This is a genomic window from Streptomyces canarius, from assembly GCF_014650735.1.
Taxonomy (GTDB): domain Bacteria; phylum Actinomycetota; class Actinomycetes; order Streptomycetales; family Streptomycetaceae; genus Streptomyces; species Streptomyces olivaceoviridis.
This window is the reverse complement of sequence record NZ_BMVN01000006.1, coordinates 62874-76137: the sequence shown is the minus strand read 5'-3', so window position 1 is coordinate 76137 and position 13264 is coordinate 62874. Positions and strand designations below refer to the sequence as shown.

At 74.8% G+C, this 13264-nt stretch carries 11 protein-coding genes; 4 read left to right on the top strand and 7 right to left on the bottom strand.

What is annotated here, in order from left to right; genetic code table 11:
• Window positions 1–100 precede the first annotated feature (100 nt).
• Complete coding sequence (locus IE294_RS11100) at window positions 101–364, top strand: hypothetical protein (protein WP_030989395.1); 264 nt, start codon at window positions 101–103, stop codon at window positions 362–364.
• Here the strand turns inward: IE294_RS11100 and IE294_RS11095 are convergent.
• Both IE294_RS11095 and IE294_RS11090 read right to left on the bottom strand, forming a co-directional pair.
• Window positions 328–972 (bottom strand): HAD family hydrolase, encoded by a 645-nt coding sequence (locus tag IE294_RS11095; protein ID WP_189884829.1) that lies wholly within the window; start codon window positions 970–972, stop codon window positions 328–330. The two genes, IE294_RS11100 and IE294_RS11095, sit on opposite strands and share 37 nt — an antisense overlap.
• Before the next feature lie 179 nt (window positions 973–1151).
• Window positions 1152–2144 carry a hypothetical protein gene (locus IE294_RS11090; protein ID WP_189884827.1) on the bottom strand — a complete coding sequence of 331 codons (993 nt, stop codon included), beginning with the start codon at window positions 2142–2144 and terminating at the stop codon, window positions 1152–1154.
• A gap of 97 nt (window positions 2145–2241) precedes the next feature.
• Between IE294_RS11090 and IE294_RS11085 the strand changes: the two genes are divergently transcribed.
• The gene (locus tag IE294_RS11085; RefSeq protein ID WP_189884825.1) at window positions 2242–4800 is read left to right on the top strand and encodes a helicase-associated domain-containing protein; all 2559 of its coding nucleotides are present in this window, start codon (window positions 2242–2244) and stop codon (window positions 4798–4800) included.
• Between the two features lie 11 nt (window positions 4801–4811).
• On the opposite strand, the gene IE294_RS11080 is transcribed toward IE294_RS11085, so the two are convergent.
• On the bottom strand, window positions 4812–5075 hold the full coding sequence (locus IE294_RS11080) for a hypothetical protein (RefSeq protein WP_229917126.1): 264 nt from the start codon (window positions 5073–5075) through the stop codon (window positions 4812–4814).
• Window positions 5072–5620: a hypothetical protein gene (locus IE294_RS11075; RefSeq protein WP_189884823.1), complete on the bottom strand. Its 549-nt coding sequence runs from the start codon at window positions 5618–5620 to the stop codon at window positions 5072–5074. Before IE294_RS11075 ends, IE294_RS11080 begins: the two co-directional genes overlap by 4 nt.
• Window positions 5621–5796: 176 nt before the next feature.
• Here IE294_RS11075 and IE294_RS11070 point away from each other — a divergent pair, with 176 nt between their 5' ends.
• Window positions 5797–7440, top strand: a complete 1644-nt coding sequence (locus tag IE294_RS11070; protein WP_189884821.1) for a DNA repair helicase XPB — start codon at window positions 5797–5799, stop codon at window positions 7438–7440.
• A 4-nt stretch (window positions 7441–7444) separates the two neighbouring features.
• Here IE294_RS11070 and lgoX read toward each other — a convergent pair whose 3' ends face one another.
• Window positions 7445–9463, bottom strand: coding sequence for an L-glutamate oxidase LgoX (gene lgoX, locus IE294_RS11065; RefSeq protein WP_189884819.1), 2019 nt, complete (start codon window positions 9461–9463; stop codon window positions 7445–7447).
• 231 nt (window positions 9464–9694) lie between these two features.
• Between lgoX and IE294_RS11060 the strand changes: the two genes are divergently transcribed.
• Entirely contained in the window at window positions 9695–11719 is a 2025-nt protein-coding gene (locus tag IE294_RS11060) for a CASTOR/POLLUX-related putative ion channel (protein WP_189884817.1), read from the top strand.
• Between the two features lie 23 nt (window positions 11720–11742).
• Here the strand turns inward: IE294_RS11060 and IE294_RS11055 are convergent, their stop codons facing one another.
• Together IE294_RS11055 and IE294_RS11050 are read right to left on the bottom strand one after the other, a co-directional pair.
• On the bottom strand, window positions 11743–12876 hold the full coding sequence (locus tag IE294_RS11055) for a glycosyltransferase 87 family protein (RefSeq protein ID WP_189885216.1): 1134 nt from the start codon (window positions 12874–12876) through the stop codon (window positions 11743–11745).
• 33 nt (window positions 12877–12909) lie between these two features.
• Window positions 12910–13092 carry a hypothetical protein gene (locus IE294_RS11050; protein ID WP_103809762.1) on the bottom strand — a complete coding sequence of 61 codons (183 nt, stop codon included), beginning with the start codon at window positions 13090–13092 and terminating at the stop codon, window positions 12910–12912.
• Window positions 13093–13264 lie beyond the last annotated feature (172 nt).

The window sequence follows — 13264 nt, the reverse complement described above, 5'->3', positions numbered from 1 at the left end:
CGGGTCGACCACGACCCGCCGGTACCAAGGCTAATGGTCTTGGGGCGGGTGACAAGACGTCCCCCGGTTGTTCTCTCGCGCAGGGAACTACCCTGGTCCGGTGCGTGACAAAACCCAAACGAATTCCGCCGCGCCCGGTGACCGACTGATCCGCGCCGGTGCCGTCGTCTTCTTCCTCGGGGCCGTGGCCACCCTCGTCACAGTGGCTCCGCTGTTCCTCGGAGCGAAGCCATTTCCGACCTACATGTTCGGATTGAGCATGCTCATGGCCGTCGGATTCCTCGTGGCCGGCGCGGGTGTCCTGCGCTCCGTCGCCGCCGGACGGCGTCAGGCGAGGGGTGCGGCGCCGGGCGCCTCGCGGTAGCCGCCGAGCCACGCGGGGAACGCGGACAGGTCCGGCAGGACGACGTCCGCGCCGGCCGCGCGCAGTTCGTCGGCCGGGCACGGGCCGGTCGCCACGGCGACCGAAAACGCACCCGCCGCACGGGCGCCGCGGACGTCCCCGACGTGATCGCCGACGTACACGCCCGCGCCGTGCTCGCGCAGCGCCGCGGCCTTCTGCTCGGCCCACAGGTCGCCGACGACCACGTCCGGCTCGATGCCGAGGTGGGCCAGGTGCAGCTTGGCGTTCGGCTCGTACTTCGCCGTCACCACCATCGTGCGTCCGCCGGCCGCCCGCACGGCGTCGATCGCCTCCCGGGCACCGTCCATGGCGGGCGTCGCGGCGATGGCCATGGAGGGGTACATCTCCCGGTACAGGTCGGCCACCGCCGGCACCTCGTCGGCCGGGAACCAGTGGATCAGCTCCTCCGCGAGCGGCGGGCCCAGCCGGGTCACCGCCAGGTCGGCGTCGATGAACGTACCCGTGCGCTCCGCCAGGGCCAGGTAGCAGGCACGGATGCCCGGGCGGGAGTCGATGAGGGTCATGTCGAGGTCGAAACCGACGGTCAGCGAGGAGGCCATGCGGGCCATTGTGCCGGGTGCCTCCGGCGGTTCGGCCGGGTGGGGTTCGGGGGGCGAGGGTGCTGTGTCGGGTGCGGGATGTACGGGGCCGGTGGGGTCGCGTCGTGGGGGCCCGGGGACGTCTGCCGGGTGCGGGCGCGTGGGGGCTGGTCGCCCGCGGCCTGACACCGACCGCGACCGCGCCGCCGCTACCCCTTTCGCTGGGAGCGCCAGAGGAGGAACAGGGCCGAGGCGAGCGCCGCTCCTCTGACCACCCACGGCCAGGTGTCGCTCATGGCGTCGTTCATGTGGCCCTCGGCGATCGGGGTGCCCCAGCGGCCCTCGTTGCGGCCCCACAGCCACACCAGCCCCGCCGCGACCGCCGTGCCCGGCAGGACCATCACCGCCCACTTGGTCTCCGCGGGCGTCAGCCGCCGGGAGCCGTAGGCGATGGCCCAGCCGAGGAGCAGCGCGAACCAGTTGCCGAGCACGGCACCGGCGACGAGCGCGGCGGCGGCCAGCAGCAGGAGGGGGTTGGACCAGCCGGCGGAGGGGACGGGGAGGGGGAGACGCCGGCGGCGCTTGGCGGGCGCTGCTTCCGGTGCGGCCCCGGCGGGCTCCGCCACCGGCTCGGCCTTCTCGGCGGGAGCCTCCTGCGGGGGCCGTTTGAGCAGTTCCGGGATCTCCACGCCGCCGACGAACCCCGGCACCGGGTCGATGTCCCCGAGGGGGCCCGCGGTGCCGACGCGCCACCAGTCGGGCGGTGCCGTGGCATCCCCCAGTTCGTGCGCGGGCGCGAGGTGCGGCGGGGCCGGCGTGTCGCGCGCGGCGGGCGGCTCCGGCTCGGCGGGGCGCGGGCGCGGCACGACCCGGCGCAAGCCCTTCGGCCGCTCCCGCCCGGCCGGCTCCGGCGCCCGCTCCCGGGGGGAGGGCTGCGCCGGTACGGCGGTGGGCGGGGCCTGCGGGAGGCCGCCGGTGCCGCCCGCCGCCGCGACCACCTCGTCCGGGGTGCCCAGGCGGTCCAGGATGCGGCGGACCGCGGCGGGCGAGTCCACCGTCGCCTGTGCCCGGTGCCGGTCGATCTCGTTGCGCAGCTCCGACACGAGCCGCATCCGCGTCGCCGACGGCAGCTGGCGCTGCTGGGCGATGTCTCCGACGCGGCTCAGATACTCGTAGACGACCTGGTCGCTCTCGATCCCCACGCGACCCCTCCGGGGTGACGCCGACTGATACTCCGTGAGGACCGTACCGCTTCTCGCCGATGCCCTCGGCATATGGAAGTCCGCTACCGTTGGCCGGATGAGCCCCGAGGCCCACTCAGCCCCTCGGTCCCTCGCGGAGGCGCTCCGCGCACGGGACGACGCCTCCCTGGCCGCGCTGCTGCGCAGCCGCCCGGACCTCATCACCCCCGTCCCCACCGACCTCACCCAGCTCGCCACCCGCGCCGGCACCCGGGCCTCGGTGCTGCGCGCCCTGGAGCGGCTGGACCGGTTCGCGTTGCAGACGGCGGAGGCGCTGGCCGTGGCTCCGGACCCGGCGTCGTACGACACACTGCTCGGTCTGATGGCCGGGGACACCGGCGACGAGACGGTCGCCCGCGCGCTGCCCCGGGCCGTCGCCACCCTGCGCGAGCAGGCGCTGGTGTGGGGCGACGACGACCGGCTGCGGCTGGTGCGGACCGCCCGCGAGCTGCTCGCGCCGTCCCCGCAGCACCCGTCCCCGACCGGGCTGGGGCCGACCGTGCAGGAGGCCACCTCGGGCATGTCACCGGGGCGGATCCAGGAGATCGTGACGACGGCCGGACTGCCGTCGACCCATGACTCGGTGTCCGCCGTGGCCGCGCTGACCGGGCTGTTCACCCGCCGCGGGAAGATGGCGAAGCTGCTGGCCGGGGCGCCCGAGGCCGCCCGCGAGGTGCTGTCCCGGCTGGTGTGGGGGCCGCCCTACGGGCAGGTCACCGCCGATCCGGCGGCGCACCTGCGCTGGCTGCTGGACCGCGGTCTGCTGCTGCCGACGGCGCCCGGCACGGTCGTGCTGCCCCGCGAGGTCGCCCTGCACCTGCGCGAGGGCCGCGCCCACCGTGCGCCCGAGCCGCTGCCGCCCGCGGTGGCGCCGGCCGCGACCCACAGCCCGCAGGTGGTGGACGCGACGGCGGCCGGGCAGGCGTACACCGCGCTGGCCACCGTGGAGGAGCTGCTGAAGGACTGGGACGAGGGCGGGCCCGCGGTGCTGCGGGCGGGCGGGCTGAGCGTCCGTGACCTGAAGCGGACGGCCGTGGCGCTGGACGTGTCGGAGCCGGTCGCCGCCTTCTGGGCCGAGCTGGCCTACGCGGCCGGCCTGATCGCCTCCGACGGCGAGGCCGACGAGCGGTACGCGGCCACCCCGGCCTACGACGAGTGGCTGGAGCTGCCCCCGGCCGAGCGCTGGGCCCGGCTCGCCCGCACCTGGCTGGCGGCCACCCGTACGCCGGGGCTGGTCGGCGGGCGGGACGCGAAGGACCGGACGCTGTCGGCGCTCGGTCCGGGCCTCGACCGCTCCGCCGCGCCCGAGGTACGGCACCGGGTGCTGTCCCTGCTGGCCGCGCTGCCGCAGGGCGCGGCGCCGGACGCGGAGTCGGTGCTGGCCCGGCTGCGCTGGGAGCGGCCCCTGCGGGGTGCCCAGCGCGACGGTGCCCGTGACGACGACCTGCGGTCCCGGCTCGCCCGCTGGACCCTGTCGGAGGCGGAACTGCTGGGGGTGACGGGCCGGGGCGCGCTGTCGTCCCAGGGGCGCGCGCTGCTGGGGGCACCGGCCGCGACCGGCGCCCCTGCCGCCCCGGGCGCCGACTCCGCCGAGCCCACCGGGCCCGGTGACAAGCTTCCGGTGCACCACCACCGGGCCCCCGAGCGGCTCGTGCCCCTCTCCCCCGCCGAGCAGGGTGTCGCCGCCGGCGCCGCTGCCCGGCTGCTCGCGCCGCTGCTGCCCGAGCCGCTGGACCACGTGCTGCTCCAGGCCGACCTGACGGCGGTGGCGCCCGGTCCGCTGCGGCGCCCGCTCGCGGACATGCTGGGGGTGCTCGCGGACGTGGAGTCCAAGGGCGGCGCGACCGTGTACCGGTTCACACCGGCGTCCGTCCGCCGTGCCCTGGACGCCGGCCGGACCGCGGCCGACCTGCACGCCTTCCTCGCCGAGCACTCCCGCACCCCGGTCCCCCAGCCGCTCGCCTACCTGATCGACGACGTGGCCCGCAGGCACGGCCACCTGCGGGTCGGCGCGGCCTCGGCGTACGTCCGCTGTGACGACGACGCCCTGCTGAACGAGATCCTCGCCGACAAGCGCGCCGCCGCCCTGCGTCTGCGCCGCCTCGCGCCGACCGTGCTGGCCGCCCCGGCCGACCCGGCGACCCTGCTGGAGGGGCTGCGCGCGATGGGGTACGCGCCCGCCGCCGAGTCCGCCGAGGGCGATGTCCTGATCACCCGGGCGCACGCCCACCGCACTCCGCCGCGCACCGCGCCCGAGCCGGTGCCGGACGGGCCGCCGCCGCCCGACGCCACGCTGCTCACGGCGGCGATCCGTGCGATCCGGGCCGGCGACCTGGCCGCCACCGCCCCGCGCAAGCCCGTCGGCGAGCCCCTGGCGGGCGGCGAGCTGCCCCGCACCTCCGCCGCCGAGACCCTGGCCACCATGCAGGCGGCCGTCCTGACCGGCGACTCGGTGTGGATCGGCTACGTCAACGCCGAGGGCGCCGCCAGCCAGCGGGTCATCGCCCCGATCCGGGTCGAGGGCGGCTTCGTGACGGCGTACGACCACACGGCGGACGAGGTGCGGACGTTCCCGTTGCACCGGATCACCGGGGTCGCGGAGCTGGCGGACGACTGAGACCGGCCGGGTCACCGCATCCAACAGTCCCCGACCGGCGCGTCCGCGGGCAGACCGAAGTGGGCGCGGGCGGCGCGCTCCAGGGTGTCGGACGGGATCGTGCCGTCCAGGGCGGCCCGGGAGAGGGAACCGAAGCGGGCCCCGGTCCAGTCCGCGTTCCCGGCGCCGTCCGACGGTGCCTCACGCGAGACCACCCGGTACCCGCCGTGCGGGTCCCGCTGCACCGGATCACCGGGGTCGCGGAGCTGGCGGACGACTGAGACCGGCCGGGTCACCGCATCCAACAGTCCCCGACCGGCGCGTCCGCGGGCAGACCGAAGTGGGCGCGGGCGGCGCGCTCCAGGGTGTCGGACGGGATCGTGCCGTCCAGGGCGGCCCGGGAGAGGGAACCGAAGCGGGCCCCGGTCCAGTCCGCGTTCCCGGCGCCGTCCGACGGTGCCTCACGCGAGAGCACCCGGTACCCACCGTGCGGGTCCCGCTCCAGCCGCACCACCTGCGGACCCTTCCCGCCGCCGCACTCCACCAGGCCGCCGTCGCGCACCCCGTACTCCAGGCACAGCGTGTCGACGCCCGCGCGCACCTCGCCGCCGCGCTCCGCCACGTCGAGCGCCTCGGCCCGGCAGAACCAGCGCGTGTGCAGGCCGGGCACGTCCTCGCCGTGGCCGGTGCCCCGGCTCTCCGCCGCGAGCCGGGCCTCGATGACCGGCCGGATCTCGTCCCACAGCCGCGAGTCGACGGATCCCGGCCGCATCGCCCAGGTGCCGGTGGCCACCAGGACCACCACGGCTCCGGTGCCGACGGCCCACCTTCGTGCCGACATCCCTGAACTCCTCACCCGGCCGCGCGCCCGCGCCGCCTCGTCGTGGATCAGGACTCGCGGCGGGGCGCGGGGGTTGCCCCCGGCGTCCGGTGCCGCCGCCGATCTTGCGGCCATGGAGCCCCCCGGCCGGATGAGGCACACTGGACGTTTGGCCGTCATGGAAGGGTGTGCCGCGCGTGAATGGTCCGCTGATCGTCCAGTCCGACAAGACCCTGCTCCTGGAAGTCGACCACGAGCGGGCCGACGACTGCCGGCGGGCCATCGCGCCCTTCGCCGAGCTGGAGCGGGCACCCGAGCACATCCACACCTACCGGGTCACCCCGCTCGGCCTGTGGAACGCGCGCGCCGCCGGGCACGACGCCGAGCAGGTCGTGGACGCCCTGGTGCAGTACAGCCGCTACCCCGTGCCGCACGCGCTGCTCGTGGACATCGCCGAGACGATGGACCGCTACGGCCGCCTCACCCTGACCAAGCACCCCGCGCACGGCCTCGTCCTGACCACCACCGACCGGCCGGTGCTGGAGGAGGTGCTGAAGTCCAAGCGGATCGCCCCGCTGGTCGGCGCCCGGCTCGACCCGGACACCGTGGCCGTGCACCCCTCCGAGCGCGGGCAGATCAAGCAGACGCTGCTGAAGCTGGGCTGGCCGGCCGAGGACCTCGCCGGGTACGTCGACGGTGAGGCGCACCCGATCGAGCTGCTGGAGGACGGGTGGACGCTGCGCCCGTACCAGAAGCAGGCCGTGGAGAACTTCTGGCACGGCGGCAGCGGGGTCGTCGTGCTGCCCTGCGGCGCCGGGAAGACGCTGGTCGGGGCCGGGTCCATGGCCCAGGCGAAGTCGACCACGCTGATCCTCGTCACCAACACCGTCTCCGCCCGGCAGTGGAAGCACGAGCTGGTGAAGCGGACCTCGCTGACCGAGGACGAGATCGGCGAGTACAGCGGGACGAGGAAGGAGATCCGGCCCGTCACCATCGCGACCTACCAGGTGCTGACGACCAAGCGGAAGGGCGTCTACCCGCACCTGGAGCTGTTCGACTCCCGGGACTGGGGCCTGATCGTCTACGACGAGGTGCACCTGCTGCCCGCGCCCGTCTTCAAGTTCACCGCCGATCTCCAGGCGCGGCGGCGGCTCGGGCTCACGGCCACCCTCGTGCGCGAGGACGGACGCGAGTCGGACGTGTTCTCCCTCATCGGGCCCAAGCGGTTCGACGCGCCCTGGAAGGAGATCGAGGCGCAGGGCTACATCGCACCCGCCGACTGCGTCGAGGTCCGGGTCAACCTGACCGACGCCGAGCGGCTGGCGTACGCGACGGCCGAGACGGAGGAGAAGTACCGGTTCTGCGCCACGACGGAGACCAAGCGGAAGGTCACCGAGGCGATCGTCCGCCGGTTCGCCGGGCAGCAGATCCTCGTCATCGGGCAGTACATCGACCAGCTCGACGAGCTGGGCGAGCACCTGAACGCCCCGGTGATCAAGGGCGAGACCTCCAACGCGCAGCGCGAGAAGCTCTTCGACGCGTTCCGCGAGGGCGAGATCAGCGTGCTGGTGGTGTCGAAGGTCGCCAACTTCTCCATCGACCTGCCCGAGGCCACGGTCGCCATCCAGGTGTCCGGCACCTTCGGCTCCCGGCAGGAGGAGGCCCAGCGGCTCGGGCGGGTGCTGCGCCCCAAGGCCGACGGCCACCAGGCCCACTTCTACTCGGTCGTCGCCCGCGACACCATCGACCAGGACTTCGCCGCCCACCGGCAGCGCTTCCTGGCCGAGCAGGGGTACGCCTACCGGATCATGGACGCGGACGAGATCCTGGCCGAGAGCTGATCCGTCAGGCCGTGTGGACCTCCAGGGCGGCGCGCACGGCGGATTCCAGCGCGCCCTCGATCCACGCCGGTTTGACGGAGGTGTGGTCGCCCGCGAAGTGCAGGGGCCCCTCGGGCACCGGAATGGACGGGAGCAGTTCCGTGTGCTGGCCGGGCAGGAGCACGGACGCCTCGCCGTAGGCGTAGGGGTCGCGCAGCCAGCTCTGGGTGCGGCCCGCGCCGGTGTAGAAGACCTCGATCCGCTGGCCGTAGACCTCCTGGAGGCCGCACAGGGCGTGCGGGTAGCGGGCGTCTTCGTCGAGGGAGTCCCAGCGCAGGGCGTCGTCCGCCCAGCTGTAGGAGGCCAGGACCACCCCGCCCGCGCTGCCGGGGACCGGGTGCGACGGGTGGTACATGAAGCGGTTGGCGTTGTCCGACACCGAGCCGCCGCCGATGACGTGGGCCGCCTCCGGCTGGTCGCGGGCGACGGCGCGGTTGGCGGCGTAGTGCACGCGCTGGCCGGGGGTGATGTGTCCGCGCGGGACGGAGGGGTGCGCGCCGAGCAGGCGGCCGTCGCCGGGAGTCCGTCCGGTGCGGTAGGCGTCGTACAGGCCGGGGTCGATGCGGTTCAGCTCCCGCTTCCAGTCGGCCTCGTCGAACTCCCACCAGCGGCGGCTGAACTCCAGCAGCACCTTGGTCGCGCAGTCGTAGTGCAGTTCGGTGATCGCGCGGCGCTTGGTGTACGACATCAGCGGGCTGATCTGCACGTGCCGCAGGCCGGAGAAGGGCACGGTCACGACGGCCGCGTCCGCGGTGAACTGCTCCCGCACGACCGGGCCCCCGCGCCCCTCGGAGACGGTGTCCACCCACACGTGGGGTCCCTTGGCGTGGACGTGCGCCGTGTCGCCGCCGGCGCGGCCGGGATCGTAGTACTCGATCCGGGTGACCCGCCGGTCGAACCGCACGGTGTCGCGGACCTTGGCCAGCAGGGCGTCCGGCAGGACGGCCGTGCCGCCCTCCAGCTCCCAGAACGCCGTGTCCGGGCTGATCAGGGAGGAGCCGATGAAGCTGTGGACGAAGGACAGGGGCAGCCGTGAGGTGAGGTTCTCGACGGTGCCGATGAGGTCGACCGTCCGCTCGTCCAGGCCCGCGTGCTCGGTCAGGAAGCGGAACATCGACCAGTCGCCGAAGCGCTGGATCACCCTGGCCCAGCCCCGCACCCGCTCGGGCAGCGGCTTGTCGACGCGCTTGCCGTCGGGGCCGACCGTGCTGAACTCGTCGCGCACCGGGTCCAGGACCGAGCGCAGGATGGCGGCGGCCGGTGTGTCCCAGTGGGCGCGCGGGACGCCGAAGGAGCGGTTGACGCGCCGGGGTGCGCGGGCGTAGTCGGCGCGCCGCACCCGGATGCCGTTGACGTGGATCCAGGTGTGGGAGGCGGGGCGCCCGTCCGCGTCGACGTCGACGTAGTAGAACGGCCGCTTCTTCAGGCCCAGTTGGCCGATGAGGTCCATCACCAGCGGGTGGCTGCCGGGCAGCCGCATCGCGCCGGCCTCGGCGTACTGGCGGGGGTCGGCGAAGGGCTGCGCCGCCTTCTCGTGGCCGCCACGGCGGAAGGTCTTGATGCGTCCGCCCGCCCGGTTGCCGTTGGCCTCCAGGACGGTCACGCGGTGTCCTGCCCGCTTCAGCAGCCAGGCCGTGACGAGGCCGGCCGGGCCGGCGCCGACGACGAGGACGCTCTTCGGGCCGCCCGCCCGCCGTCGGGGGAGACCGTCCTTGAGCACCCGCTGGTAGCCGGGGACGAGGGGCCGGTCGCCGGAGTCCACGACGAGCAGGGCCCGTGCGGCGGCGAGGCAGCGGTCGAAGTCCGGGCCACGCGCGCCGGCGGGGGCGGCCGGGGCGGGGGCCCGCGCGGGCGCGGGTGCGGGCAGGGCCGCCGCGCTGCCCGCGCCGAGGAGGGTGGCCGCGGTCGTCGTGCCGGCGGCGGTCGTGAGCGTACGCCTGGTCAGGCCGCCGTTGCCGGCGTCCACCTGGTGATCTTCGGTCATGGCGAACTTCTACTGGTCCGCCGGGCCGGTGCGCCCAGGGTCGCGGCGAATTGCCACGGACGAGGGAAGGCCGCCGTTCAAACCGGTGGGACGGGGGTGTGCGGAGGCACGCCGGGGTGGTCCGGCCGCACCCGATTACGGCGAAGGGATGAATCGCGTGCCGTGCCGCGCGTCGCCGGCGCCGGGTCAGGACACTGCCCCCTACAGGCCCGTGTGCGGAGGGGGAACAAGGTGGAACAGCGGCGTCCCGGGGCGGGTGCCCGAGCGCGGTACTGGTTCGACACGACCCTGGCGCGCGGGACCTCGGCCCTGGTCGGCTGGCTGGTGGCGGTCTGCCTGGCCCTCGTCGTCCCCGCGAGCGCGGTGCTGGTGTGGACGGCTCCGCACGTCCCCGCCGGCCTTTCCGGGAAACTGGCGCAGGTCTGGCGCCTGACCGGGGAGACGTTGCGGCTGGGCGGCACCACCGGCACCCCGTTGCGGGTGCTGCTGTCGGTGCTGCTGGCCCTCGTCGCCCTGGTGTACGTCTCGACCCTCGTGGGGCTCATCACGACCGGGCTGACCGAGCGGCTCATCGCCCTGCGGCGCGGACGCTCCACGCTGGTGGAGCACGGCCATGTGGTGGTCCTGGGCTGGTCCGAGCAGGTGTTCACGGTGGTGGGCGAACTGGTCGCGGCGGGCGCCAACCAGCGGGGTTCGGCCGTGGCCGTCCTCGCCGACCGGGACAAGACGGCCATGGAGGAGGCCCTGTACAGCAAGGTGGGTCCCACCGGCCGGACCCGGCTGGTCTGCCGCAGCGGTCCGTCGGCCGATCCGGCCGTACTGGCGCTGACCAGCCCGGCCACGGCCGACTCGGTGATCGTGCTGCCCCCCGACGACTCGCGCGGCGACGCGGACGTGGTCAAGACCCTGCTGGCCCTGCGGGCGACGGCGTCCGGGGACGAGTCCACCGCGCCCGTCGTGGCCGCGGTCCGGGACAGCGGCTACCTGCTGGCGGCCCGGCTGGCCGCGGGCGAGCACGGCATCGTCGTGGAGAGCGACACGGTCACCGCCCGGCTCATCGCCCAGGCCGCGCGCCGCCCGGGGCTGTCCCTCGTCCACCGCGAGCTCCTCGACTTCGCCGGGGACGAGTTCTATCCGGCCTCACACCCGTCGCTGGTCGGCCGGGACTTCGGTGACGTGCTGCTCCGCTACGGCAACGCGTGCGCGGTCGGGCTGATCCGCGACGGTGTGCCGTGGCTGAACCCGCCGGCCGGGACGGTGATCGAGCCGGACGACCAGGTCCTCGTCATCGCCGCAGACGACGACACCGCCGAACTCGCCGACTGCGCGCGGTTCGTCGAGCAGCGGCTCATGGCGGACCCCCGGCCGCGGGACACACGGCCGGAGCGGGTGCTGGTGCTGGGCTGGAACCGCCGGGCGCCGCTCATCCTCCGGGAGTGGGGCCGCAACGCACCGTCCGGCTCCGTCGCCGACGTGGTGGCGGACGAGGACGGGGCGACCGTGCGGACGGCGTGCGACACCGGCGACGCCGGCTGGAGGTGTGTGCACCGCAGGGGCGACACCACCCGGCCGGAGACGCTGTACGGCCTGGACATCGCCTCCTACGACAGCGTCGTCGTGCTCGGCCGGGATCCACGGCCCGGCGAGTTGCCGGAGGAGCCGGACAACCGCACGCTCGTCACCCTGCTCGTGCTGCGTCATCTCGAACAGCGGATCGGCCGGGAACTGCCGGTGGTCACCGAACTGACCGACGACGGCAACCGGCCCCTCGCACCGCTCGGTCCCGGAGCCGACGTGATCATCAGCGGCAAGCTGGTCGGGCTGCTGATGGCGCAGATCTCCCAGAACCGCCACCTGGCGGCGGTGTTCGACGAGCTGTTCTCGGCCGGCGGTACCCAGGTCCATCTGCGGTCGGCCGCCGACTACGTCCTGTCCGGCCAGGAGGCGTCCTTCGCCACGGTCGTCGCCGCGGCGCGCGACCGGGGCGAGTGCGCCATCGGGTACCGCAGCCACGCCGACGCCGCCCGCGCCCCCGGCTACGGGCTGCGCGTCAACCCGCCCAAGGCCGAACGCCGGCGCTGGACCACCGGTGACGAGGTCGTCGTCATCGCCGGCACCGGCGCCGGCCGCGCGAACGCGAGCGGGCGCGTTCCACGGAGCCGCGACGCGCGGGACGAACGGCATGACGGTGCCGGTGACGGCCGCCCAGGAGGGGACTGGCGCGCCGGGGACGGCGCGGACCCGCCGACGGGGTGACGCCGGACCGGTGTCCGGCTTCCTCACCGGGGACTTGAGGCCGGGGCCGGTGCACAGCGCCGGCCGGTCCCGCTGTCGTACGAGACCAGCAGCCCCAGCGCCAGGAGGGGGTACGCACCCGCCAACGGCTGCTGCCACCACGGCAGTTCCAGGTCGCGGGCGCCCTCGTGGGGTACCAGCCACATCGTGCGGGCGGTGAAGACCAGGGCCACCAGTACGGCCGTGCGGGTGCGGCCTTCCGCGAGCAGCACGACGAGCAGCGGTACGCACCACACCCAGTGGTGGGTCCAGCTGATCGGGCAGACCAGCAGGGCCGTGCACGCGGTCAGCAGGATGCCGTGGCTCTCCCGGCGGGCGCGCGCGGCCAGCCCCAGGCCCAGCACGGCGACCACCGCCGCCGGGAGCGCCCAGGCCAGGCCCGGTGCGGGGTCGCCCAGCACCCGGGCGACCAGCCCGCGCAGGGACTGGTTGTCCACGATCCACGCCTTGCCCACCCGGCCGGTCTCGTACAGCCGCCGGGTCCAGAAGTCCGCGCTCGCCCCGGGCAGCAGGACGGCACCGAGCGCGACCGTCCCCGCGAACGCCGTCCCCGCCGTCACCGCCTCCCGCACCCGGCCGCGCACGAGCAGGTACGCCATGAACACGGCCGGGGTGAGCTTGACACCGGCCGCCATCCCGAGGGCCAGGCCCTTGGCGCGGGCGCCGGCCGGGCGGGTCAGGTCCCACAGGACGAGGCAGGCGAGGGCCAGGTTGATCTGCCCGAACAGGAGCGTCTGGAAGACCGGTTCCAGCCACAGGGCGAGGGCCGTGGCCGTGCAGAGCGGGCCCGGGGGCAGGGGCCGGGAGGCCAGGCGGGCGGAGAGGGCGACCAGGGTGACGAGCAGCAGCGCGTTGCCCGCGAGGAAGAGCGCCTTCAGGACCGGGACCGGGAGCCAGACCGCGGGGACGAACAGGATCGCCGCGAAGGGCGGATAGGTCGCCGGGAGGTGCCACTCGGTGACCGTGAAGCCGTACAGGTCGGTGCCGTGGGCCACGGCCGCGCCCTCGGCCCGGTAGACGAGGAGGTCGGCCATGGGTGCGCCGCGCAGGACGCACAGGGTGACGAAGGCGGCGAGGGACAGGGCGAGGAGGAGCAGGGCAGGGCAGGAGGGCGTCAACGTCCGTTTCCGCACGGACGCGACCCTATGTCGTCACTTGTGGTGTATGCCCGCTTCCTCGCCGTACTCGCCGAGGATCACGACGCTGAAGGCCGCCTCCAGGAACACCTTCACGGCACGCAGGGCGTTGCCCAGCAGGTGGTGGTGGGGGCCGTCGACGGCCGTGGCGCCGGACGGGGGCCGGACGGGTGCGGGTGTGATGCTTGCTGCGCTCATGTCTCCATGGTGGAACTCCGCACCCCTCATCCGCATCGGTCTGCGGGTCCAATCCTGGAGGGTTCCGCGTAGATCTCCGGGTGGACGCCGCCCCTGGACCTGAGGCCCCCTGTCCCCTAGGGGACGGGCCCGCGGGAGCGGGGGACGCGCCGCCGGCGAACCCCGGCGGGCG

Excerpts from the sequence above, each read along its gene's own strand:
- IE294_RS11075 (WP_189884823.1), bottom strand. The coding sequence starts at position 5,620 with ATGTCGGCACGAAGGTGGGCCGTCGGCACCGGAGCCGTGGTGGTCCTG.
- IE294_RS11085 (WP_189884825.1), top strand. The coding sequence starts at position 2,242 with ATGAGCCCCGAGGCCCACTCAGCCCCTCGGTCCCTCGCGGAGGCGCTC.
- IE294_RS11095 (WP_189884829.1), bottom strand. The coding sequence starts at position 972 with ATGGCCCGCATGGCCTCCTCGCTGACCGTCGGTTTCGACCTCGACATG.
- IE294_RS11050 (WP_103809762.1), bottom strand. The coding sequence starts at position 13,092 with ATGAGCGCAGCAAGCATCACACCCGCACCCGTCCGGCCCCCGTCCGGC.
- lgoX (WP_189884819.1), bottom strand. The coding sequence starts at position 9,463 with ATGACCGAAGATCACCAGGTGGACGCCGGCAACGGCGGCCTGACCAGG.